A 24,348-nucleotide genomic window follows, 5' to 3' on the forward strand; every position below is an offset into this window, starting at 1 on the left:
TCATGTCCCACACTATTCCCCCCGCAAACGTGCAGCTGGGCGTCTTCTTCGACGGCACCGGCAACCACCTCGCCCACGCCCATAACGACGATGCCAGCAATGTCGCCAAGCTGTTCGCGCGGTACCCGCATGCGCCCGAACAACACCAGTTGCGCCTGTACATCGAAGGGATCGGTACCGCTGACGACGAGGAATCTTCGCTCTTCGCGATGGCGACCGGCAAAGGCAGCCTGGGCTGGGAGGCGGCCATCGGTCGAGCGCACAAAGGCACCCTCGAGCTGCTTCGAGCCTGGATCAGCCAACACCCGGGCCGTCAGATCGACAGCCTGACCCTCGACCTCTTCGGCTTCAGCCGTGGAGCCGCCTGCGCCCGGCATTTCGCCAACGATCTGTGTGCCGGGCCCGAAGGCGTACTGGGGCGAGCGCTACACAAGAGCAAGATCATTGCCCCGGCGCTGCACCGCGCGCCCCTGCGCATCGGCTTCATGGGCCTGTTCGACACCGTCGCGGCGATCATGGGCCCTGGCGCTCAACCGTGCCTGCAACTGCGCGACAACATGGCCCGACGCATCGTGCATCTGGTGGCCGCCGATGAGCATCGGCACAACTTTGCGCTGTCGAGCGCTGGTGCCTATGACCTGCCCGTGCCCGGCGCCCACGGCGATATCGGCGGTGGCTATCCGCCGCTGATGGAAGAAAGGCTCATTCTGACCCGCCCCGATGGCAGCTGCATCGCACCCCAACGGCCGCTGGAAAGCGCACCCAGCTATTTGCGCACCGCCGCACTGCTCGACCGGCCCGCGACCCACCCGCCGGACTATGGCTTCGAGCTGCAGATCCGCACCTGGACCAAAAACACCTACAGCAGCACGCGCGGTGACCGTGTCGACGCCGTCCAGGTGCATGCCGCCCTCGAAGGCCGGCGCAGCGTACGCAACGATCTCTCGCGCCTGTATCTGCAGGCCATGCACCAGCTGGCAGTGGCCGAGGGCGTGCCCTTCGAACCGCTGGCGCAGCCCACGTACCCTGAGGAACTGCAGCCCATCGTCGCCAAACTGCTGGCCAGTGCCTGCGGCAACGCCACGGCGCCGAGCCTCAGCGCCAGCGAACAGGCATTGCTGTACCGCCGCTACATTCATCATTCGCACCATTGGGGCGCCTCACTGCTGGGACAGACCAGCGACCTGGATGCCGTGTTCGTTCAGCGTCCAGCGCCGCAGGGAAAGCGCCGAATCCTCCCGGCTTGACGCTACAATGCAGCCGCCATGCCCAGGAGAGCCGCCATGAATCGCCCCGCTACACCCCGCAAGCCGCGCGCCCGCAGCCAGGCGCGGATCGAGTCGATACTGGCGGCGGCGCGTGCCTTGTTGGCCAGCGAAGGGGTCGCCAGCCTGTCGATCTACGGCGTCGCGGAGCGCGCGCAGATACCGCCGTCATCGGTCTATCACTTTTTCGCCAGCGTGCCCGCGCTGCTCGAAGCGCTGACCGCCGATATCCACGCCGCCTTTCGCGCGTGCCTGCAGGCACCGATCGATCATCAGGCGCTGGGCACCTGGCGGGATCTGTCGCGAGTGGTGGAGCAGCGCATGCTGGTCATCTACAGCCAGGACTCTGCCGCACGGCAGTTGATCCTCGCGCAGCATGGACTCAGCGAGGTGATGCAGGCCGATCGGCAGCATGATCTGGAGCTGGGCGCCCTGATGCAGCAGCTGTTCGATCGTCATTTCGAACTGCCACGGCTCACCGACGAAGTCGACGTGTTCGCGCTGGCGATGGAGTTGGGGGACCGGGTGTACGCGCGCTCGGTGCAGTTGCACGGCGAAATAACCCCGCGCATGGCCGAAGAAGGCATGCGGGTATTCGAGGCGTATCTGGGATTGTATCTGCCGCCTTATCTGCCTAAGCGGGCTTGAAGATGATGGCGCGGCAGAAGGCCCTTCGCGAGCAAGCTTTGCTCCCACGGTGGTGAGTCTTACATCCATGGCAACAGCAATGCCCCCACATTGGTGACTCTTACATCCATGGCAACAGCAATGCCCCCACAGTGGTGACTCTTACATCCATGGCAACAGCAATGCCCCCACAGTGGTGAGTCTTACACCTGTGGGAGCAAGGCTTGCCCGCGAAGAGGCCAGCAACATCACCACATCATCACAATTTGGCGATAGACACTTCAGTCGACTTCACGAACGCGATCACTTCGCTGCCTACCACCAGCTCCAGCTCTTTGACCGAGCGAGTGGTGATCACCGAAGTCACGATGCCCGATGCGGTCTGGACGTCGATTTCGGACAGCACGTCGCCTTCGACGATTTCCTTGATGGTGCCTTTGAACTGGTTACGGACGTTGATTGCCTTGATAGTCATGAGCGTATTTCCTGTATTTGAGGTTTGGATCAATAAGCCCAACGCAATTGCGTAGGCAGGGGCGAAGGGGGTTCGGGTTCAGGCGGGGTGCCGGGCAACGACAACACGCGTTTAAGCACTTCAGCTTCCAGCGCCGCCAAGGCATAGGCGCCCCGCGCACGCGGACGAGGCAAGTCGACCAGCAGATCGAGGCCGATTTCACCCTCCTCGATCAAGATCACCCGGTCGGCTACGGCTACGGCTTCACTGACGTCATGGGTGACCAGCAGCACGGTAAAACCATGCTCTTGCCACAGACGCTCGATCAACTGCTGCATTTCAATGCGGGTCAGGGCATCAAGTGCACCCAGCGGCTCATCGAGCAACAGCAGGCGCGGCTTGTGAATCAGGGCACGGGCCAAGGCCACGCGCTGCTTCTGTCCACCGGACAGCCCTGCTGGCCACTCATTGGCCCGGTCACTCAGGCCCACCGCTTCCAGCGCTTGCAGCGCCTTCGGCCGCCAGTCGCCTTTAAGGCCCAGACCGACGTTGTCGATGACCTTTTTCCACGGCAGCAGACGTGCTTCCTGGAACATCAATCGGGTGTCTTCACGCGCATCGCTCAGCGGCGCCTTGCCGGCCAGCAATTCGCCTTCGGTCGGCTGGTCGAGCCCGGCCAGCAGGCGCAGCAAGGTGCTCTTGCCGCAACCGCTGCGCCCGACGATAGCCACGAACTGCCCGGCCGGAATGCGCAGCTCGATGTCCTTGAGCACCTGACGCGGACCAAACGACTTGCGCAACTTGCGCACCGCCAGGGGAATGCCCTTGAGCAACTGCGTGGAATGTTCGGCGAGAACGGTCATGCCGCACCTCCCTTGACTTGATAAGCCGGGTGCCAGCGCAGCCACACCCGTTCCAGACCGCGGGCCGCGAGATCAGCCAGCTTGCCGAGGATGGCGTACATGACGATCGCCAGCACCACCACGTCGGTCTGCAGAAATTCACGGGCATTCATCGCCAGATAACCGATACCCGAACTGGCCGAGATGGTTTCGGCAACGATCAGCGTCAGCCACATGAAGCCTAGCGCAAAGCGCACACCCACCAGAATCGATGGCAGCGCACCCGGCAGAATCACCTGGCGGAACAGGCTGAAGCCGGACAGGCCGTAGCTGCGTGACATCTCCACCAGCGCCGGATCGACGTTGCGGATCCCGTGATAGGTGTTGAGGTAGATCGGAAACACCGTGCCCAACGCCACGAGGAATATTTTCGCCGACTCGTCGATGCCGAACCACAGGATCACCAGCGGAATCAGCGCCAGGTGCGGGACGTTACGAATCATCTGCACCGAACTGTCGAGCAGGCGTTCGCCCCACTTCGACAGACCGGTGATGAAACCCAAGGCGAGACCGATGCTGCCACCGATCACAAAGCCGACACCGGCGCGATAGCCGCTGATTGCCAGATGGGTCCAGATTTCACCGCTGCGCACCAGCGCAACGCCGGCTTCGATGACCGCGCTGGGGGCCGGCAGGATGCGCGTCGACAACCAGCCGACGCTGACTGCCAGTTGCCAGCTGCCGAGCAGCAATATCGGCAGGATCCAGGGCGCCACACGGTGCACCCAGGGATGAACAGGCTTACTCATTATCTATTCCTCAGCCCTGCGCCGCGTTTGCGGTAGCAGGTGCGTAATCGTTGGCCACCACTTCACCGGCGGCGGTTACAGCGCGCCCGCCCGCTGGCAGCTCGGAGGGTGCCACGTCGAGATGGGGGAACAGCAACTCCGCAACCCGGTAGGACTCTTCGAGGTGCGGATAGCCGGAGAAAATAAAGGTATCGATGCCCAATGCCGCGTATTCCTTGACCCGCGCCGCGACGGTCGGGCCATCGCCCACCAGGGCAGTGCCGGCACCGGTGCGCACCAGGCCGACGCCGGCCCACAGGTTGGGGCTGACCTCCAGCTTGGTGCGGTCGCCGCCGTGCAGGGCGGCCATACGCTGCTGGCCCACGGAGTCGTAACGGGCGAGGGACTTCTGCGCCCGCTCGATGGTTGCGTCATCGACGTGGGAGATCAGTTTGTCGGCGGCACGCCACGCTTCCTCGGTGGTCTCGCGCACGATCACGTGCAAGCGAATGCCGAAGCGCACGGTACGGCCCTGACGCGCCGCCTTTTCCCGGACCTGGACGATTTTTTCGGCAACGGCAGCCGGCGGCTCGCCCCAGGTCAGGTACATCTCGACCTGCTCGGCCGCGAGATCCTGAGCGGCGTCCGAAGAACCACCGAAATACAGCGGCGGGCGTGGTTGCTGCACCGGTTGATAGAGCAGCTTGGCGCCTTTGACCGTGATGTGCTTGCCATCGTAGTCGACGGTTTCGCCTTCGAGCACGCGGCGCCAGATGCGGGTGAATTCCACCGAGGCTTCGTAGCGTTCTTCGTGGGTCAGGAACAGGCCGTCACCGGACAATTCTTCAGGGTCACCCCCGGTCACCAGGTTGAACAGCGCGCGGCCGTTGGACAGGCGATCCAGGGTCGCGGCCTGACGCGCAGCCACGGTGGGCGAGATGATCCCGGGGCGCAGCGCCACCAGGAATTTCAAGCGCTGAGTCACCGGAATCAGCGAAGCGGCCACCAGCCAGGAATCTTCACACGACCGGCCAGTGGGGATCAGGACACCCCCGAAGCCAAGGCGATCGGCCGCTTGAGCGATCTGTTGCAGATAACCATGGTCGACGGCGCGAGCGCCTTCGGCGGTACCCAGATAATGACCGTCACCGTGGGTGGGCAGGAACCAGAAAATGTTGAGGCTCATTGAAGTTGTCTCCTTATAGATGGGCTCAAGCCGGAACCTGCTCCGGCGCAGGCATTACTGTCCGGCAGCGGCCACGCCAACCGGCGGCGTCCACACCACGTCCTTGATCACCAAAGGCTGAGGAATCAGTTTGAGCTGGTAAAAGGTATCGGCGATTTTCTGCTGCGCCTCGACCACTGCCGGCGTCAGGTACTGGGCACCGAAGCCTTGGCGATTGACCGAGGTCAGGGTGATGTCCTTCGGCAGGCCCAGCAGCGGCGCGACCTCGTCAGTCACTTGCTCGGGGTTGGCCTTGGACCATTCGCCGGTCTTGCGCACTTCGTCCACCAGGGCTTCGATCACTTTCGGATGATCCTTGGCGAAGGTGCGGGTGGCCAGGTAGAACTGGTTGTTGTCCACCAGGCCGGTGCCATCCTTGAGGGTGCGCGCTTGCAGTTGCTTCTCGGCGGCCGCCTGGTAGGGGTCCCAGATCACCCAGGCATCCACAGCGCCCTTCTCGAACGCGGCGCGGGCATCGGCGGGCGCCAGGTACACGGTTTGGATATCGGTGTATTTCAGGCCGGCATCTTCCAGCGCACGCACCAGCAGGTAGTGGACGTTGGAGCCTTTATTGAGGGCGACCTTTTTACCCTTGAGGTCGGCGACCGATTTAACGGTCGAATCCTTGGGCACCAGAATCGCTTCGCTGGTTGGCGCAGGTGGCTCGTTGGCGACGTAGACCAGATCGGCCTTGGCCGCCTGGGCGAACACGGGCGGGGTTTCGCCGGTCACGCCGAAATCGATGGAACCGACGTTGAGGCCCTCGAGCAGCTGTGGGCCACCTGGGAACTCGGTCCACTTGACGTCCACACCCTGATCGGCAAGACGCTTCTCCAGAGTGCCACGGGCCTTGAGCAGCACCAGGGTGCCGTATTTCTGATAACCGATACGCAGGGTTTCGGCCTGGGCCTCGGTTATTGCACCCAGCGCCACCGCCGTGGCAAACAGCGCGACCAGACCACGACGCAACAAGACTTTACGCATTTTGCTTTCCTTCAGGTGTAGAGGTCCGATCGCCGCGATACCGTAGCGGCGAGTACATCAATGGCTACAAGGGGTGTGGCGGCTCAGATGCTCCAGCGAGCACTGAGCAGACGTTCATTGAGCAAGCCAGGGTCCAGGGGTTTCGGGCGGCTGGCGATAGTCTGGTGAAATTCGGTCAGTACCGCTTCAAAGCGTTCTGCCAGGCGTTCTTCCAACTGGGCGGCGGCAGTGCCCTCGCCGTAAGTGATCTGGCTGTCGTCGGCGAAAATGCCTTGCAGGGTTTCCTGGGCCTTGAGCGCCGACAGCACCGGCTTGAGCGCATAGTCGACGGCCAGCAGGTGAGCGATGCTGCCACCGGTGGCAATCGGCAACACCACCTTGCCGCTCAAGGCACGTTCGGGCAGCAGGTCCAGCAGCGTCTTGAGGGCACCGGAGTAGGCGGCCTTGTAGATCGGCGTGGCGACGATCACGCCGTCCGCCTTCTCGACCAGTTGCAGAAAGTCGAGCACTTGCGGGCTGTCGAAACGCGCATGCAGCAGGTCTTCTGCATTGAAGTCGCGTACTTGAAAGGTCACCACTTCGACGCCCTTGCCTTGCAGGGTGTGCTTGGCACGCTCGAGCAATACGCCGGAGCGTGAACGTTGACTTGGGCTACCACCGATCGCTACAACCAACATCGCTAGGCTTCCTTCAAATTGCCGCGGTTCTGTGAACACGCTGTGATGGAGGAAACCTTAACAGCTAGATATATATATCCATAAATCATATTTATTCATTTAGTTATTCGTTAACGCTATATGCGATGTTTATCTACTGCCTCACGCTAAAACGGAATAAAAAAAGGGCGCCGAAGCGCCCTGAAGACCCTACCTGTCAACGGTTCGGCTGCGGCGTCAAACGCAGATACGGTTTGACGGCGCGATAGCCTTTAGGGAAGCGCTTGGCGATTTCGGCCTCGTCTTTGAGCGACGGCACGATGACCACCTCATCGCCGTCCTGCCAGTTGGCCGGAGTTGCCACCTTGTGGCTGTCGGTCAGCTGCAGCGAGTCGATGACGCGCAGAATTTCATTGAAGTTGCGCCCGGTGCTGGCCGGGTAGGTGATGATCAGACGCACCTTTTTGTTCGGATCGATCACGAACAGCGAGCGGACAGTCAGGGTCTCGCTGGCATTGGGGTGGATCAGGTCATAGAGCTCGGACACCTTGCGATCGGCGTCGGCCAGGATCGGAAAGTTGACCACGGTGTTCTGAGTTTCGTTGATGTCCTTGATCCAGCCGTGGTGCGACTCCACCGGGTCGACGGACAGGGCGATGGCCTTGACGCCACGCTGGGCGAATTCGTCCTTGAGCTTGGCGGTGAGGCCCAACTCGGTGGTGCATACGGGGGTGTAGTCGGCCGGATGAGAGAACAGCACGCCCCACTGGTCGCCAAGCCACTCGTGGAACTGGATCGGGCCTTCGCTTGAGTCTTGCTGGAAGTCGGGGGCGATGTCGCCAAGGCGGATGGTCATGAACGTGGCTCCTGAGTGGGTGGAGACACTGTGCCTCGCGGGCGCGCGGTTTAAAAGGAATGGATAGTGCCTTGGATATTCCTGAAAAACATAAGTGGAGATCGATGCCGTGATCCCTGTGGGGCGGGCTCTGCTCGTGAACCTCCGCCACCCCGCTGGCATATCTGAGCACACGCGGTGGATCCACTGGCGCTTTCGCGGGCAAAGCCCTTTCCCGCACGCGACCTTTACCATCAGCCAGAAATGAAAAAACCCGCCAGGAGCACGCTCCGGGCGGGTTTTTCGCTACGCGCTACGACTTAGAAGAAGTTGTAGGTGTAGTTGAAGATCAGGCGAGTCTGGTTGGTCTTGGCAGTACCAACGTTGCCGTTGTAGATACCTTGACGCAGGGTAGTACCGAAACCTTTGAGGGCGCCAGACTGGATGACGTAGTCAACACGCAGGTCGGTTTCGTGCTCAGTGCCACGGCCATCTTGATTACCGTACGGACGTACGTTCACACCAGAGAGGTAGGCAGCGGATGCCTTCAGGCCTGGGACGCCAAGGCGGGCGAAGTCATAGCTGTACTGACCGAAGGTGGTGTTCTCGCCGGCTTTGTTGAAGCCGCTGATCAGGGAGTCAGTGAACGAGTAGAAGCTGACGCCGCCGTTGCCGGTGGCGGCATTGGTGCCCTCACGCATGCTGCCGGAGTTCATGTACACAAAGCCACCGCTATCGGAAATACGCTGGTGACCGACCATGAGCGAGTGGCCGCCCAAGGTGTAGGTGAACATGGCGATACCCATGGTGTTATCGATCTCACCATCGGCACGACGCCAGCCGCGAGCTGTGGCAGCGCCAGTATTGCCGCTACCGTTACCGTTGAAGCCATAACCGGCTTGATGGTCGGCGTTAGCACCGTCGGAAGTGGTATTGAACCAGCGCAGATCGGTCTTGAAGGATTGGTCTTTGTCGATCTGCCAAACGTGCAGCAGGCCCAGGAAGTTCTGCTTGTAGAAGTCTTCCAGGTTGGCGAAGTAGTACTGCAGGGTCAGGTCTTTAGTCGCTTTCCAGTCACCGCCAGCATAGATGAACTTGTTGCTGTCCTTGATCGCGCCGTTAACGCTCATGCCAGTCCAGTTGCTGGACGCACGGCCGCGTTGCTGCTCGAGCTGACCAGCGGTCAACGTCAGGTTGTCGATGTCCTTGCTGGTGATCGAGCCGCCCTGGAAAAACTGGGGCGCTACGCGGCCGTCGTTGGCAACCAGAATGGGCAGGTTAGGTGCAAGCGCGTTACCCAGTTTGAGCTCGGTCTTGGAAATCTTGGCCTTTACGTTACCACCGGCGCCACTGAACGCGTCGTCAGCGTCCTGGGCCTTGCCAGGGAAAAAGCTGTTGTTAGCAGTGTGCTTGTTGTCACCGCCCAGATAGAAAGCCTGGAAGCCAACCAAGTCGAGACCGAAGCCAACAGTGCCTTGGGTGTAGCCGGAGATGAAGTCCGCACGCAGGATGGTAGCCAACTCGCGCTGGTCCGCGTTGGAGCCAGGAGCTGCTTCACGGTTGTCGTTCTGGAAAAAGAAGGTACGCGAACTGACCGACGCGTGGCTGTCCTCAAGAAAACCTGCTGCACTTGCTTGTTGTGCCAGTGCGCCTACTGCAATGGCCAGGGCCAGACTCGACTTACGCATGTGTTGCTCCTCGAAATTGCTATTTTTTTTGTTTTTGGCGGCAGGGTCTTGTGCCCTGTGATCGTTTGCACCCGCGCAATGTCCACCAAAACTCAAATGTGTGGTCAGCCTTGCGGCGAACTCGGGCCCGCGTCTAAGTTCGGGTCTCCGGGGATGCAGACTAATGAATTTTTCACAATTCACCATAGGACTGTTTTTGAAAAATTAGATCATTTTAGAATAAAGGAACAATTTTTAGCGCTTTAGCCGCATAAAAATAGAGCGCTCAATAAGCCATCTTCATGGCAGCAATATGACAATCTCCCATTTTGCGGGCCGAAACCCTGTTTTTTTTGCCGCTGAAAGGATTTTTCCCCGAGACAGCCGAGAGCTTGAAAGTTCCCCAGCAAAGTTGAGAAAAACGGAGGGGTTGAACTTTTCATTATCAAGCTAACGATTTGTGAAAAGGTCGTCATGGGATTTTCACCTCTCCCACGACGACCCAGCGCACTGGCTGTTTATCGAAGGCGCCAAAGCTGGGATGCTGAACGCACATTTACCGCGAGGAATATTCCATGACTCAGAAAGTTGCGATTGTGACCGGCGCCTCCCGTGGCATCGGCGCAGTGATTGCCGAACGCCTGGCCGGTGAAGGTTTCGCTGTAGTGATCAATTACGCCAGCAGCGCGGCCGAGGCCGAAGCCCTGGTGGCCAGTGTTCAGGCCAAGGGCGGCAAGGCAATTGCGGTCAAGGCCGATGTGGCCAGCGCCAGCGATGTGCGGGCGCTGTTCGACACGACCGAGCAACAGTTGGGCAAGGTCGATGTGCTGGTCAACAACGCCGGCATTCTGAAAATGGTGGCATTGGCCGAAACCGACGACGAACTGTATGAAAGGACCTTCGCGATCAACACCCGCGGCACCTTCAACACCCTGCGTGAAGCAGCGTCGCGGATGAACGATGGCGGGCGGATCATCAATTTTTCCAGCAGCACCGTGGGCATGAACCTGCCCAATTACTCGGTGTACATCGCCAGCAAGGCGGCGGTGGAATCCCTGACTCAGGTATTCGCCAAGGAACTGCGCGGTCGCGGGATCACGGTCAACGCGGTCGCCCCGGGGCCGGTGGCGACGGACTTGTTCTTCAACGGCAAAAGCGAGGAGCAGATCCAGAACCTGGCGAAGATGCCACCGCTGGAGCGCCTGGGCCAGCCGGACGACATCGCCGGTGTGGTGGCCTTTTTGACCGGCCCGGACAGCGGCTGGATCAATGGGCAGATCCTGCGGGCCAATGGCGGCTTGGTTTAATCAGCGTCGCCTCCAATAGAGCGGGTCGCCGTGGGCTATGCGCTGCAACGCACGGCCTCTTCGCGGGCAAGCCTTGCTCCCACAGCGGCGACTGGCCTTGAGCCGTACACCTGTGGGAGCAAGCCTTGCTCCCACAGCGGCGGCTGGCCTTGAGCCCTACACCTGTGGGAGCCGAGCCTTGCTCCCACTGCGGCGACTGGCCTTGATCCGTACACCTGTGGGAGCCAAGCCTTGCTCCCACAGCGGCGGCTGGCCTTGAGCCCTACACCTGTGGGAACAAGCCTTGCTCCCACTGCGGCGGCGGGCCTTGAGCCGTACACCTGTGGGAGCCAAGCCTTGCTCCCACAGCGGCGGCTGGCCTTGAGTCGTACACCTGTGGGAGCCGAGCTTGCTCGCGAAGAGGCCGGCACTGGCACGCAGCAATATCGTTACCCGCAGTAATCAGCGCACAAGATGCAAGAACTGCAAATGCCGTTCGTACTGATCAAGAATATCGTTGATCACCTGCTCCTTGCTGTAGCCCACCAGATCGTAATCCTGGCTGCCTTCGCTCAGATGCACCTCGGCGCGATAGTAGCGGCGGTTCTTCAACTCCCGCGTACCCATGCCGCCACGGGCGAACGACGGCGTGAAGTAACCGCGCATCAGCACCTGATAGATGAACGGCCGTTCCTCGCCGTGGCCCACCTCCAGCATCACGCTGTCGGCACTCGGGTCTTCCTGGGTCACCACGCTCAGGCCCTTCTCGACGAACACCGCCGACACGTCGGCAATCGCCGGCCGCACCAGCGTGTCCATCACCCGGTACACCTCGTCCCGCGAGGGGAAGTGCACGGCCTGGCTCAAGCGCTGACGCCAGCCACCACTGGCACGCCGCGAAGTCGACACCGGCGCCAGCGAGTACAGCTGCGCGATCTTGCGCTGCGACTCCAGATAAAACGCCTTGTGCAACCCCCACATCATCGCCAGCAGGATCAACGAGAACGGTAGCGAGGTCAGCACAACCGCAGACTTGAGCGAATCGATACTGCCGGCGAACAGCAAGCCGCTGGTGATCAACGCAGTCATCACGCCCCAGAACACCCGCAGCCATTTCGGCCCGTCTTCGTCAGGGCTGCCGCCATGCGCCGACAGGGTCGAGAGCACCACGGTGCCGGAGTCGGCCGAAGTAACGAAGAACACGAAGCTGATGAAGACCGTGACGGCGATCACCGTTTTGCTCCACGGATAGGTTTCAAGCAGCAGGTAAAGGGTCTTCGATGGATCCGCCAACGCCGAGTCGCCCAGCGCCGCCATGCCATGGCCAAGTACCAGTTCGATGGCGCTGTTACCGAAGATCGACATCCACGCCAGGGTGAAGCCCAGCGGAATCAGCAGCACCCCGAAGACGAATTCGCGAATGGTCCGTCCGCGCGAGATCCGCGCGATGAACAGCCCCACGAACGGCGCCCACGCAATCCACCAGGCCCAATAGAACACCGTCCAGTTGCCCAGCCACTCGCTGGGTTTGTCGTAGGCGTACAGGTCGAAACTCTTGGCTGGCAACACCGACAGGTAGTCACCGACGTTCTGAATCAAGGTGGTCAGCAGATGCTGGGTCGGCCCGGCGAACAGTACGAACAGCAGCAGCGCGACAGCCAGCAGCATGTTGATATCGGACATCACCCGCACGCCCTTGTCGACGCCGGACACCGCGACGATGATCGCCGCGCCCATCATCAAGGTGATGAGGATCAACTGCACCCAATGGGTATGGGCAACGCCGAACAGGTAGTCGAGCCCGGCGTTGAGGTGCAACACGCCGAAGCCCATGTCGGCGCCCAGGCCGAACACCGTGGCGATGATCGCGAAGCCGTCGACCGCATAGCCGATCGGGCCGTTGATGCGCTTGCCGATCAGCGGATACAGGGCCGAACGCAGCGCCAAAGGCAGGTTGTGGCGATAGGCGAAAAACGCCAGGGCCATGCCGACGAAGGCGAACACACCCCAGCCGTGCAGGCCCCAGTGCAGGAAAACCAACTGCATGGCCTGGCGCGCTGCAGCCTGGGTGCCACCCTCGCCTTGGGGTGGGTGCATCATGTGGGTCAACGGTTCGGACACACAAAAGAAGAACAGCGTGATGCTGATACCGGCAGCGAACAACATGCCGGCCCAGGACAGGTAGCTGAATTCGGGCTCGTCATGATCGGCGCCCAGCTTGAGCTTGCCGTACCCGGACAACGCCGTACCGACCACGAAGATCAGGTACAGGGTCATGGCGGTCATGTAATACCAGCCAACGGTATTGGCAGCCCAGCTTTGCGCGGCGGCCAGCCAGGCTCCGGCGGTTTGCGGGAAGGCGATGACGATGATGCCGAAGAGCAGAATGAAACTGGCGGCGAAAAAGAACACCGGTGGGTTCATGCGGACGGTGGTGCTTGCGGGCGCAGAAGAAACACTCATTGCGGGGTTGGCCTCCTGTTGAACGCGGATCGCGAACCAATGTTTATATTGAACGAGCGTTCAATTAAAACATGAAAGGGGGTCAAGGGCCTAATTGACGGGCCGAGTGGTGAGGTATCGGGCGGATATTTGCGCCGTTTTCAAGAGCCTTTTCGCCGCCGAGCGCGCAGCCTTGCTCCCACAGGTGCGCAATCGAACTGCTCACACCGTGGGGGCAAAGCTGGCCCGCAATAAGGCCGGTACATTCAACTCAAATCTACTTCTGCGTCCCATCGTCATGTTGCAGATTGGCCTGGGTCAGGTTGCTCCCCGCCGGCACGCTGCGGGTCAGCCAGACGTTGCCGCCGATGGTCGAGCCCTTGCCGATGGTGATGCGCCCCAGAATGGTCGCACCGGCGTAGATCACCACGTCATCTTCGACGATCGGGTGACGCGGCCAGCCTTTCTGCAGCTGCCCCGACTCGTCGGCCGGGAAGCGCTTGGCGCCCAGGGTCACCGCCTGATAGATCCGCACCCGCTCGCCGATGATGGCGGTTTCGCCGATGACTACGCCCGTACCGTGGTCGATGAAGAAGCTGCCGCCGATCTGGGCGCCGGGGTGGATATCGATACCCGTGGAGGAATGGGCGATTTCGGAACTGATCCGCGCCAGCAACGGCAAGCCCGCCCGGTACAGGTGGTGGGCCACGCGATGATGGATCACCGCCAGTATCCCCGGATAGCACAGCAGTACCTCGTCGACGCTGCGCGCCGCCGGATCACCGTGGTAGGCCGCCAGCACATCGCTGTCGAGCAAGCGCCGCAAGCCTGGCAACGCCGCCGCGAAAGCCTGGACCAGGCTCACAGCCTGGGCATCCACCGCGTCGTTGTTGCAAGGCTCCTGACGGGTGGCGTAGCGCAACTCGAGCCGCGCTTGCACCAGCAGGGCGTTGAGGGCCGCATCCAGCGTGTGGCCGACGTAGAAGTCTTCACTCTCCTCGCGCAGATCCACCGGCCCCAGGCGCATGGGGAACAGCGCGCCGCAGAGCTGCTCGAGGAGCGTTGCCATGGCATCGCGCGAGGGCAGTTCGCGGCCACCCTGAGCGCCACAGCTACGGCCGTTCTGGCTGCGCCACTGCTCGCGGGCGCTGCGCAGTTGCGCGACGATGTCGTTCAGGTGCCAATGGCCAGCACGGCCTTGAGGGGAATCACTCACGTTGACTACTCCTGTGCTCACGACGGGGATGACACATTACGCCACAAAAGCCTGCGGGCACAAAGCTGCTCTGCCAACGCATCCTTGTGGGGGCGAGGCTTGCCCGCGAAGAGGCCGGTACAGCTTGCGCAAAGCCATCAGAACATCCCCCCGATGTCACGACAGGAAATCACCCGGTATACGTCTGTTGCCCTATGATCTACCCCACTTCACCCAGCCATCGACAGCGCCATGAAACTCGACTCGCAAGACCTCGAACACATCACCACCACGACCCTGAGCAACTACGAGGCGGTTGCCGAAGACTTCCGCCAAGGCACGCGCGACCACGACGTCAGCCAGAACATCGAGGCGCTGTTGCGTCACCTGCAGGGCCCCGCCCCGTGGCACATCCTCGATTTCGGCTGCGGCCCTGGCCGTGACCTGCAGACCTTCACCCGCCTGGGCCATGTTGCCGTCGGCCTCGACGGCACCGAGCGCTTCGCCGAAATGGCCCGCGCCGACAGCGGCTGCGAGGTCTGGCATCAGGATTTTTTGCAGCTGGATCTGCCTGAAGCGCGTTTCGACGGCATCTTCGCCAATGCCTCGCTGTTCCACGTGCCGGCTCAGGAGCTGCCGAGGGTCCTGCGTCAGCTGCATGCCACCCTCAAGCCAGGCGGCGCGCTGTTCAGCTCCAACCCCCGGGGCGACAATCAGGAAGGCTGGAAAGGCCAGCGCTACGGCGCATATCACGATCTGGCCAGCTGGACCGCGCTGCTGACCGCGGCCGGTTTCAGCGAGCTGGAGCACTACTACCGACCCGCCGGGCTGCCGCGCGAGCAGCAGCCATGGCTGGCGAGTGTGTGGCGCCGCTGATTACCCGCCATGACCTGTAGCGAGGGGCCTGCGCGTCCGGCGCCGAAGAATGGTGCCAGCAACCTCGGCATCGACACCGGATCGGGCGCAAGCCCCCTCGATAGCGGGGGGGGCAGCAGGCGATCAGGCGTTAGCTGGATGCTGCTCTTTACGCTCGCCTTCCGTCGGTTCCTTGATCCGATACCAAGCCACATACAGCGCCGGCAGGAACAGCAACGTCAGTAGCGTGGCGATGATAATGCCGCCGATCATCGCGTAGGCCATCGGCCCCCAGAACACTTCGCGGGCGATAGGGATCATGCCCAGGCTGGCCGCTGCGGCCGTCAGCAGGATCGGCCGGCGCCGGTGTTGGGTTGCCTCCAGCACCGCGTCCCAAGGCAGGTAGCCGTCACGCTCATACTCGTCGATCTGCGTTACCAGGATTACCGAGTTGCGGATGATGATGCCGATCAGCGCCAGGATCCCCAGAATCGCCACGAAGCCCATGGGCGTGCCGGTCGGCACCAGCGCAAGCACCACGCCGATCAGCCCCAGCGGTGCCACGCTGGCCACCAGGAACATCTTCTGCACACTGTGCAGTTGGATCATCAGGAAGGTCGCCATCAAAAACAGCATCAACGGCACCACGCTGGCGATCGGGCCCTGCGCCTTGCCGCTCTCCTCCACCGTACCGCCCGTGGCCACCTTGTAGCCTGGCGGCAGGCCGGCGGCGAACTTGTCGATCTGCGGCTTGAGCTGGTTCACCAGGTCGGTCGGCTGGATCTGATCGCGCACGGCCGCCTTGAGGGTGATGGTCGGGTGCCGATCACGGCGCCACACCAGCGGCTGCTCCAGTTCGTAGCGCACGGTCGCGAACGCCAGCAGCGGGATCGACACGCCACGGGGGGTGACGATCTGCAGGTTCTGCAGGGTTTCCGGCGAGTTGCGCTCGGCATCCTCGGCGCGGCCGACCACGTTGACCAAGTAGATATCGTCGTTGACCTGAGTGACTGCCGCACCGCTGACGATGCTGTTCATCAGCTTGGCCACGTCCTCGGACGACAGCCCCAGTTGCCGGGCCTTGTCCTGAGCGATATCAATGCGCAGCACCTTGCCGGGCTCGTTCCAGTCGTAGATGGTGTCCGCGACATGCTGATTGGTGTCCAGCAAGGCCCCCAACTCAATAGCATGCTTGCGCACCTGATCGAGGTCCTTGCCGCTGACCCGATACTGGATCGGCCGGCCCACCGGCGGGCCCATCTCCAGCGTTTGCACATAGCTGCCGATGCCGACGAAATCCTTGCGCAGGCGCTCGCGCAACCGGGTCATCAGCGCACCGCGCTCCTCCAGGCCCTTGCTGACGATGATCAGCTGCGCGTAATAGGGGTTCTCAAGCTGCTGGTCGAGCGGCAGGTAGAAACGAATCGCGCCCTGGCCGATGTAGGTGCTCCAGCGCGCGATGTCCGGGTCGTCCTTGAGCGTGGCTTCGAGCCTGTCGACGGTGCGTCGGGTCTCGTTGATCGAGGCGTTCTGCGGCAGATTGAGGTCCACCAGCACTTCCGGCCGATCGGACGAAGGGAAGAACTGGTTCTGCACGAAGCGCATGCAAAACAGCGCCACGGCGAACAACAGGATGGTGAAGCCGATGGTCAGCCAGCGATGGCGCATGGCGAACAGCAGGCCGTGATTCAAACCGCGGCCGATGCGCCCGGGCTCATCGCTATGGGGCTTGACGTTCTTGCTGCTGAGGATGTGCACGCCGATCACCGGCGCAAACACCACGGCCACCGCCCAGGACACCAGCATCGCTACGGCGATCACCGCAAACAGGGTGAAGGTGTATTCCCCGGCGGAACTGTTGTTGAGGCCGATGGGCACGAAGCCCGCCACCGTCACCAGCGTGCCGGTGAGCATCGGGAAGGCGGTCGAGTGATAGGCGTAGGTGGCCGCCTGTTCACGGGTGTCGCCCTTCTCGAGGCGGGTGACCATCATCTCCACGGTGATCATGGCGTCGTCCACCAGCAGGCCGAGGGCAATGATCAGCGCTCCGAGGGAAATCCGCTGCATGGTGATGCCGCTGTATTCCATGAACACGAACACCATCGCCAGCACCAGCGGGATCGAGCAGGCCACCACCAATCCGGCGCGCATGCCCAGGCTGATGAAACTCACGATCAGCACGATGACCACCGCTTCGAACAGCGCACTGGTAAAGCCGCCGACGGCTTTCTCCACTACCTCGGCCTGATCGGACACCACATGCACGCCCACGCCCACCGGCAAGTCGGCGGTGGACGCGGTCATGCGTTCGTGCAGCGATTTGCCGAACGACTGGATGTTGCCACCTTTGCGCATGGCGATGGCCAGGCCGATCGCCGGCTGGCCGTTGTAGCGGAACAGCGGCTTGGGCGGATCGGTGTAGCCGCGCACGATCTCGGCCACATCGGCAAGACGATAGAAGCGATCATTGACCCGCAGGTTGACGTTCTCCAGGTCCTTTTCCGACTTGAACTGCCCCGAGGTGCGCACGCTGATGCGCTCCGGTCCAGCCTCGATCACCCCTGCCGGCGTCACCGCATTCTGCGCCTGCAGAGCCTGCACGACCTGGTTCTGATCCAGGCCCAGCGCAGCCAGCTTGCGGGTCGAGAAGTTGAGGTAGATCACCTCGTCCTGGGCGCCGATCATCTGCACCTTGCCCAGGTTGGGCACCGAGCGGATATCGCTGCGCACTTGCTCCACGTAATCGCGCAGCTGGCGCATGCTCATGCCGTCGGCGGTGAAGGCGTAGATGGAACCGAACACGTCACCGAATTCATCGTTGAAGGCCGGCCCTTGCAGGCCCTGGGGGAAGTCGCCGCGAATATCGTCGATCTTCTTGCGCACTTCGTACCAGATCTGCGGAATCGCCTTGGCGTTGGTGGTGTCGCGCAGATACACGAACACCGTCGACTCACCAGGGCGGGTATAGCTTTTGGTGTAGTCGAGGGAGTCCAGCTCTTCGAGTTTCTTCTCGATGCGGTCGGTGACCTGCTTGAGGGTTTCTTCCTGAGTCGCACCGGGCCAGCGGGTCTGGATGACCATGGTCTTGATGGTGAAGGACGGGTCTTCCTCGCGGCCCAGATTGAGGTACGAGAAGACCCCCATCAGCAGGCCGACGAACATCAGGTACCACACGAACGACTGGTGCTTGATGGCCCAGTCGGACAGGTTGAAGCTCCCTTTCATTGCGGGCCTTCCTCATCTATTTTTATTTTCTGGCCCGGTTTGAGGCTGTGGACGCCGGCGGTCACCACGCGCTCGCCGGGCTTGACGCCGTTGCCGATCAACGCCAGGCCGGCACTGCGCGAGAGCACTTGAACGTCACGCACTGACACGGTACTGGCCTGCGGATCGATTACCCACACCTGGGTCTTGCCGTCGGTTTCGAGCAGGGTGCTGAGCGGCAGTTCGATCTGCGGCGCGATCGCCGAGCTGAGGGTCACACTGATGGCCGTGCCGAGGCGAAAGCCTGCGGGCGTGTCGGCCAGCGTCAGGCGCGCACGGCGGGTGCGAGTGCTGCTGTCGGCCTGGGGTTCGATTTCTCGCACCACGCCGGTGGTCTGCTGGCTGGGATCGAGTTGCGCCGAGACCTGCATCTGCACGCCGAGCGGCAAGCGCGAGGCCAGCTCGGAGGGCAGGTCGATGACCGCTTCCTTGATGTCCGGCCGCGCGAGGGTGACGATCTGCTGGCCCGCGGCGACGGTCTGCCCGGCCTCGGCCTGCCATTGGGTGACGATGGCCGCATGATCGGCGCGCAGCTCGCTGTAGCTGAGCTCGTCGCGGCCCTGGCTGACGGCGGCCTGGGCTTGATCACGGGAGGCCTTGGCGGTTTTCAGGTCGGTCAGGGCGATGTCCAACCCGGCCTGGGCGCCGACGCCACGGTCGAACAGCTCTTGCTGGCGACGGGCATTGGCCTGGGCGTTGATGTATTGCGCCTCGACCCGAGCCAGGTCGCCCTGGTTGGAGCGCAGGCGATTCTGTTGATCGGTGGGGTCAAGCACGGCCAGCAGTTGATCGGCCTGCACCTGAGCGCCGACATCGACTTCGCGGCGGGCGATGCGCCCGGCCACGCGAAAGCCCAAGGTACTTTGATAGCGCGCCTCGACAGTGCCAGCGAAGCGCCCCAGTTGAGCCTGATCCTGCGCGCTGACCAGCATCGACAGCACCGGACGTACGGGTTCGGGTGGCGGTTGTTCCTTGGAGCAGGCGCACAGCAACAGACAACCGGTCAGTAGAGCCCGCTTCATTGCTTGACCTCATCAGCCACTTCAACCTGCATGCCGGGGTGCAGCAACTGGCCCCCGGCGACTACCACTCGCTGGCCTTGATCCAGGCCGTCGCTGATGATCACCTGGCCGGTGAGGTAACGGCCCACCGTGACCCGCTGCAAGGCGACCTTGCTGTCGTTGTCGACCAGCCATACGGCAGGGTCCTTGGCGTCCTTGGTCAACGCCGCCCACGGCAGCGAGACGCTGGATTTGCCCTGGCCTACCAGCGCGCCGCTGACCACCGCGCCCAGTGGCATTTGCGCGGGCACCTGCGACAGTGCCACCTTGACCTGCAGCGTGCCGGTGTCGGCCGAGACCGCTGGGGTGATTTCACGAATGCGCCCGGTGGCTTTGATCGCCGGATTTTCGAGCAAGCTGACCGTGACGGGCTGATCGGTGGGTGGCTGCACGAACAGCGATTCGTACACGTTGAAGACCGCATCGCGCTCGCCATCACGGGCCAGGCTGAAGATCGGCGCGGTGGCCTGCACCACCTGCCCGACCTCGGCCTTGCGTGCCGTGATGACGCCCGGCGCATCGGCCACCAGCGCCGTATAACCCAGCTGCTCGCGGGCGTTGGCCAGCTGCGCGTTGGCAGCGGCCAGGGCGCTCTGGCTGCTGCGCAGCGACGCTTGGGCGGAATCGTATTCACTGCGGCTGGTGTAGCCCTTGGGCAGCAACTTGGCCTGACGCTCGAAGGCGGCCTGGGCCTGCGTGACCCGTGCCTGCTCGGCGCCGACCTCGGCCTTGGCGGAATCGACATTGACCTGCAGGTCCTTGGGGTCGAGCTGCGCCAGCACCTGCTTGGCGGTGACTCGATCGCCGACTTCGACCTTGCGCTGGACGATCTTGCCGCCCACGCGGAACGACAGCTCAGTCTGCACGCGGGCCTGAATATCACCGGTCATGTTGGCGGTGCTGGCAAAATCGGCGGGTTGTACCGGCTGTACCCGCACGCGGACCAGCTCGGGCGCCGCTGGCGGGGCATCGTCGCAAGCAGACAGGGCCAGGAGGCTGACCAGGCACAGGCCGAGCCGCCACCGTGAGAAAGAGACAGCCATGCAGGCTCCTTTGCGTGCGCTGAAATGATCGAGAGGGGGGCGCGCAGTGACTATGCGACTGCGAGCGGGCTGAAAGGGTTCCTTATAGCATTTGCTATGCACGCATGACACGCACGAACCCAATTTTGGCGGATCCGCCATACAGATGCAGCGAGGGGGCTTGCCCCGAAAAATCTCGCCTCCCTGCAAAAATCCGAGGAGGGCGAAGATCTTTCGGGGGCAAGCCCCCTCGCTACATGGGTTCAGGCTAAAGGCTTAGAACGCAGGAAGTACGGCGCCTTTGTATTTTTCCGCGATGAAGGCTTTGACCTCAGGGCTGGTCAGCGCCTTGGCCAGCTTCTGAATGGCGTCGCTGTTCTGGTTGTCAGGACGTGCCACCAGGAAGTTCACGTACGGCGAATCGGCGCCTTCGATCACCAGCGCATCCTTGGCCGGGTTCAGGCCCGCTTCCAGCGCGTAGTTGGTGTTGATCATGTCCAGATCGACCTGGTCCAGTACGCGCGGCAGCATGGCCGACTCAAGCTCCTTGAACTTCAGGTGCTTGTCGTTCTTGACGATGTCTTTCGGCGTGGCCAGGGCGTTGGTCGGATCTTTCAGGGTGATCAAGCCGGATTTTTGCAGCAGCAGCAAGGCGCGGCCGCTGTTGCTGCCCTCGTTAGGAATGGCCACGGTGGCGCCGTCTTTCAGATCAGCCAGTTTGGTGACCTTCTTCGAGTAACCGCCAAAGGGTTCGACGTGCACGCCGACAACGGTGATCAGGTTGGTGCCTTTGCCTTTGTTGAAGTTGTCCAGGTACGGTTTGGTCTGGAAGTAGTTGGCGTCCAGATGCTTCTCGGCGACCTGCACGTTCGGCTGCACATAGTCGGTGAAGACTTTGATTTCCAGGTCCACGCCTTCTTTGGCCAGGGTCGGCTTGATCAGCTCGAGGATCTCGGCGTGCGGGATAGGCGTGGCCGCGACCACCAGTTTTTCGCCGGCATGGGCGAAGCCTGCCAGGGACAGAGCGGCGGCGAAAGCGGTCAACAACAAAGTCTTTTTCATGGATGATCTCGATTTTATAAGGGCGCCAGCGAGCTGGCTTGCGCGCGACGATACCGACTCTGGTAGCGATGCAGAAATACCGTTTAATCAGGTACTTATATCTATTTTGTAGCAAGCCCGATCGGCAGATTGAGATGCTCGGGCAGGATCACGTCCGCACTGCTGACCAGCAGGGCAAAATGTATGACGTTCTCCAGCTCGCGAGTGTTCCCCGGCCACGGGTGCTGGTCGAGCAATTGCTGCGCGGCATCGCTGATCAACGGCACCGCCAGGCCCAGGCGCTGGCTGTAGATACCGAGGAAATATTCGGCCAGCGAAGGGATGTCGCCCGGGCGATCACGCAAGGGCGGCAGCTCCAGTACACCTTCGTGCAGATAACGAAGCAGGCGCTCGTGGAATTTACCCGCCGCTACAGCCTTGGACAGGTCGATGCTGGTGGCCGCCACCAGGCGCACGTCCACGGGGCTGGGCTGATGGGCACCGACCCGCGTCACTTCGTGATTCTCCAACGCGGCCAGCAGTTTGGTCTGGATGGCCAGCGGCAAATCACCGATCTCGTCCAGGTACAGGGTGCCGCCGTTGGCCGAACCAAACCACCCGGCACGGCTGCTGACCGAGCCGCTGTGGGCGCCGGCGGCATACCCGAACAATTCGGCATCGGCATAGGTCGGGCTGATCGCCCCGCAATTGACCGACACGAACAGACCGGCACGATCGCTGCCACGGTGAATGTGCCGGGCCAGCAGTTCCTTGCCCGTGCCTGTTTCACCGTGGATGAGCACCGGCACCGACTTCGGGGCCAGGGTCTCGAGCTGCTCGCGCAGCTGCCGCGAGCGTGGATCGACAAACACCAGCGCCTTGGCACGGATGCTCAACGGGCTCTTTTCGGCATCGGGGAAGGTCAGCAATGGCTGGGCGAAAAGGTCTTGCACACTCATGGGAAACTCCCGCCGTCACCCAATGGGGGTGGCAGCGTTATAAGAACGAATTTTGGAAAAACCTTGTGGCGTCAGGCGCGGCGCAGCGACCCTTGCTCCAGACGGCTTTGCAGGCGATACAGGTAGGCGAACCCCTGCTCCCAGCGCTGATGTCCGGACTTGACATTGATGTGGCCGGCACCGGTGAGGATGCCGATTTCGGCACCCCAGTCACGGGCAAGTTCCATCGCCCGCGTAGCGCTGATGGCCGCATCGTTGTCGGAGCTCACCACCTGGCTCGGGAACGGCAGCAAGTGCCGTGGGATCGGTGCGAAATTCTGCAGCGCTGGCGGGCAGTTGGGACGCTCGACATCGGCCGGCGCCACCAGCAGCACACCCTGGACTTGCTGCAACAGTGCGCGAGGCGCCTGCGCAGCCCAGTGCACCACGGCCATGCAGCCCAGGCTGTGAGCGATGAGGATGACCGGGCCGGCGGCGGCGATGATCGACTGCTCGAGCGCCGCGACCCAATCCGCGCACGACGGCGTCATCCAGTCGGCCTGCTCGACACGGCTGCTGTTCGGCAGGCTGCGCTGCCAATGGCTCTGCCAATGATCATCGGCAGAGCCTTGCCAGCCCGGCACGATCAGGTAGCGGATGGAGTCGTTGCGCATGAGAGGGAGCCTCCTGCCAAAAAAATACGTTGTCAGAGGCTTAGTATAGGGGCGAGTTTTATATTCTCTAAGGAATAAGAGGCTATTTATTAATAACTAAAAAGCACATAAAAAAGTTTATCAGCCGTTATAACGGCCTGCGGGCATAGCACGCCCCCACAGGCTTCTTGTAGACCCGTGGGAGCAGGCTCGCAGCTCCGGCGGCGAGGTGGCCATCACAGGCGCCACCAAACCTGCCTAGATGCCCGAAACCTTCTGCCACACCTTCGGCTTGAAGAACAACGTCTCGCCGCGCGCCAGGCCCACCAGGCTGTCGTGATCCTTGACCACCTCAGCCTCGATCAAGTCCGGCTGGCCTTCCACCTTCAACGTCACTCGCGTCGTCGCACCCAGTGGGCGGATATCGCGTACTTCGGCGGCGTGGTGGTCTTCCAGCTCGCTGCGCGACAGCGACACCTCGTGGGGGCGGAACAGCACGTGCTCTTCACCGCCCAGATGCAGACGATTGGAGTCGCCGAGGAAGTGATAGACGAAATCGCTGGCCGGGTTCTCGTAGACCTGCCCCGGCGAGCCGATCTGCTCGATCTTGCCCTTGTTCATCACCACGATGCGGTCGGCCACTTCCATGGCTTCTTCCTGGTCGTGGGTCACGAACACCGAGGTCAGGTTGATGTCTTCGTGCAGGCGCGCCAGCCAGCGGCGCAGCTCCTTGCGCACCTTGGCATCCAGTGCGCCGAAGGGCTCGTCGAGCAGCAGCACCTTGGGCTCCACCGCCAGCGCGCGGGCCAGGGCGATACGCTGGCGTTGGCCACCGGACAATTGCTCGGGATATCGATCGGCCAGCCAGTCGAGCTGCACCATGTTCAGCAGCTCGTGGACCTTCTCGGCAATGCGGGTCTCGTTGGGGCGCTCGGCCTTGGGCTTCATGCGCAGGCCGAAGGCGACGTTGTCGAACACTGTCATATGGCGGAACAAGGCGTAGTGCTGGAACACGAAGCCGACGTTGCGATCGCGCACGTCATGGCCCGAGACGTCTTCGCCATGGAAGACGATATTGCCCTGATCCGGCGTCTCCAGCCCGGCGATGATACGCAGCAGGGTGGTCTTGCCACAGCCCGACGGCCCGAGCAGCGCCACCAACTCGCCGCTCTGGATGTCCAGATCGATGCGGTCGAGGGCCTGAAAGGCATTGAATCGTTTGCTGACGTTACGCACTTCGATCGACAT

20 protein-coding genes and 1 pseudogene are annotated in these 24,348 nt (G+C 62.1%); 4 read left to right on the plus strand and 17 right to left on the minus strand.

Features of this window, described 5'->3' with window-relative positions:
- The first annotated feature begins 2 nt into the window (after nt 1-2).
- Together REH34_RS14260 and REH34_RS14265 are read left to right on the plus strand one after the other, a co-directional pair.
- Nucleotides 3-1,247: a DUF2235 domain-containing protein gene (locus REH34_RS14260; RefSeq protein ID WP_311971969.1), complete on the plus strand. Its 1,245-nt coding sequence runs from the start codon at nt 3-5 to the stop codon at nt 1,245-1,247.
- A 36-nt stretch (nt 1,248-1,283) separates the two neighbouring features.
- Nucleotides 1,284-1,913 (plus strand): TetR/AcrR family transcriptional regulator, encoded by a 630-nt coding sequence (locus REH34_RS14265; RefSeq protein ID WP_226505413.1) that lies wholly within the window; start codon nt 1,284-1,286, stop codon nt 1,911-1,913.
- 238 nt (nt 1,914-2,151) lie between these two features.
- Here the strand turns inward: REH34_RS14265 and REH34_RS14270 are convergent, their stop codons facing one another.
- The 8 genes from REH34_RS14270 to REH34_RS14305 form a co-directional block, all read right to left on the minus strand.
- On the minus strand, nt 2,152-2,367 hold the full coding sequence (locus tag REH34_RS14270; RefSeq protein WP_020291765.1) for a molybdopterin-binding protein: 216 nt from the start codon (nt 2,365-2,367) through the stop codon (nt 2,152-2,154).
- 29 nt (nt 2,368-2,396) lie between these two features.
- On the minus strand, nt 2,397-3,209 hold the full coding sequence (ssuB, locus tag REH34_RS14275) for an aliphatic sulfonates ABC transporter ATP-binding protein (protein WP_226505412.1): 813 nt from the start codon (nt 3,207-3,209) through the stop codon (nt 2,397-2,399).
- Nucleotides 3,206-3,997, minus strand: coding sequence for an aliphatic sulfonate ABC transporter permease SsuC (gene ssuC / locus REH34_RS14280; protein WP_311971970.1), 792 nt, complete (start codon nt 3,995-3,997; stop codon nt 3,206-3,208). Before ssuC ends, ssuB begins: the two co-directional genes overlap by 4 nt.
- 10 nt (nt 3,998-4,007) lie before the next feature.
- Complete coding sequence (ssuD, locus tag REH34_RS14285) at nt 4,008-5,162, minus strand: FMNH2-dependent alkanesulfonate monooxygenase (RefSeq protein WP_311971971.1); 1,155 nt, start codon at nt 5,160-5,162, stop codon at nt 4,008-4,010.
- A 54-nt stretch (nt 5,163-5,216) separates the two neighbouring features.
- The gene (locus tag REH34_RS14290) at nt 5,217-6,185 is read right to left on the minus strand and encodes a sulfonate ABC transporter substrate-binding protein (RefSeq protein ID WP_311971972.1); all 969 of its coding nucleotides are present in this window, start codon (nt 6,183-6,185) and stop codon (nt 5,217-5,219) included.
- An 83-nt stretch (nt 6,186-6,268) separates the two neighbouring features.
- Nucleotides 6,269-6,862, minus strand: a complete 594-nt coding sequence (gene ssuE, locus REH34_RS14295) for an NADPH-dependent FMN reductase (protein ID WP_226505408.1) — start codon at nt 6,860-6,862, stop codon at nt 6,269-6,271.
- A gap of 196 nt (nt 6,863-7,058) precedes the next feature.
- A complete protein-coding gene (locus REH34_RS14300; protein ID WP_311971973.1) occupies nt 7,059-7,697 on the minus strand; it encodes a peroxiredoxin in 639 nt (212 codons plus the stop codon).
- A gap of 299 nt (nt 7,698-7,996) precedes the next feature.
- Entirely contained in the window at nt 7,997-9,364 is a 1,368-nt protein-coding gene (locus REH34_RS14305; protein ID WP_311971974.1) for an OprD family outer membrane porin, read from the minus strand.
- Nucleotides 9,365-9,918: 554 nt separating this feature from the next.
- Here REH34_RS14305 and REH34_RS14310 point away from each other — a divergent pair.
- Nucleotides 9,919-10,650: an SDR family oxidoreductase gene (locus REH34_RS14310; RefSeq protein WP_311971975.1), complete on the plus strand. Its 732-nt coding sequence runs from the start codon at nt 9,919-9,921 to the stop codon at nt 10,648-10,650.
- Nucleotides 10,651-11,091: 441 nt separating this feature from the next.
- Here the strand turns inward: REH34_RS14310 and betT are convergent, their stop codons facing one another.
- Together betT and epsC are read right to left on the minus strand one after the other, a co-directional pair.
- Nucleotides 11,092-13,053, minus strand: a complete 1,962-nt coding sequence (gene betT / locus REH34_RS14315; RefSeq protein WP_226505652.1) for a choline transporter BetT — start codon at nt 13,051-13,053, stop codon at nt 11,092-11,094.
- A gap of 295 nt (nt 13,054-13,348) precedes the next feature.
- A complete protein-coding gene (epsC, locus tag REH34_RS14320) occupies nt 13,349-14,287 on the minus strand; it encodes a serine O-acetyltransferase EpsC (protein ID WP_311971976.1) in 939 nt (312 codons plus the stop codon).
- Nucleotides 14,288-14,518: 231 nt separating this feature from the next.
- Between epsC and REH34_RS14325 the strand changes: the two genes are divergently transcribed.
- Complete coding sequence (locus tag REH34_RS14325; protein WP_311971977.1) at nt 14,519-15,142, plus strand: class I SAM-dependent methyltransferase; 624 nt, start codon at nt 14,519-14,521, stop codon at nt 15,140-15,142.
- Nucleotides 15,143-15,265: 123 nt separating this feature from the next.
- Here REH34_RS14325 and REH34_RS14330 read toward each other — a convergent pair whose 3' ends face one another.
- The 7 genes and pseudogenes from REH34_RS14330 to REH34_RS14360 form a co-directional block, all read right to left on the minus strand.
- Nucleotides 15,266-18,346 carry an efflux RND transporter permease subunit gene (locus REH34_RS14330; RefSeq protein WP_226505402.1) on the minus strand — a complete coding sequence of 1,027 codons (3,081 nt, stop codon included), beginning with the start codon at nt 18,344-18,346 and terminating at the stop codon, nt 15,266-15,268.
- Nucleotides 18,343-19,407, minus strand: coding sequence for an efflux RND transporter periplasmic adaptor subunit (locus REH34_RS14335; RefSeq protein ID WP_311971978.1), 1,065 nt, complete (start codon nt 19,405-19,407; stop codon nt 18,343-18,345). The genes REH34_RS14330 and REH34_RS14335 overlap by 4 nt, the downstream gene beginning before the upstream one ends.
- Nucleotides 19,404-20,489: an efflux RND transporter periplasmic adaptor subunit gene (locus REH34_RS14340; protein ID WP_311971979.1), complete on the minus strand. Its 1,086-nt coding sequence runs from the start codon at nt 20,487-20,489 to the stop codon at nt 19,404-19,406. Before REH34_RS14340 ends, REH34_RS14335 begins: the two co-directional genes overlap by 4 nt.
- Nucleotides 20,490-20,744: 255 nt before the next feature.
- Entirely contained in the window at nt 20,745-21,530 is a 786-nt protein-coding gene (locus REH34_RS14345) for a MetQ/NlpA family ABC transporter substrate-binding protein (RefSeq protein WP_226505399.1), read from the minus strand.
- Between the two features lie 119 nt (nt 21,531-21,649).
- Nucleotides 21,650-22,468, minus strand: a pseudogene (locus tag REH34_RS14350) (sigma 54-interacting transcriptional regulator); the annotation flags it as partial.
- Between the two features lie 71 nt (nt 22,469-22,539).
- Nucleotides 22,540-23,121, minus strand: coding sequence for an alpha/beta hydrolase (locus tag REH34_RS14355; protein ID WP_226505398.1), 582 nt, complete (start codon nt 23,119-23,121; stop codon nt 22,540-22,542).
- Nucleotides 23,122-23,358: 237 nt separating this feature from the next.
- Nucleotides 23,359-24,348 carry a sulfate/molybdate ABC transporter ATP-binding protein gene (locus tag REH34_RS14360; protein ID WP_226505397.1) on the minus strand — a complete coding sequence of 330 codons (990 nt, stop codon included), beginning with the start codon at nt 24,346-24,348 and terminating at the stop codon, nt 23,359-23,361.

Origin of the sequence: Pseudomonas baltica (assembly GCF_031880315.1) — a bacterium.
GTDB lineage: Bacteria > Pseudomonadota > Gammaproteobacteria > Pseudomonadales > Pseudomonadaceae > Aquipseudomonas.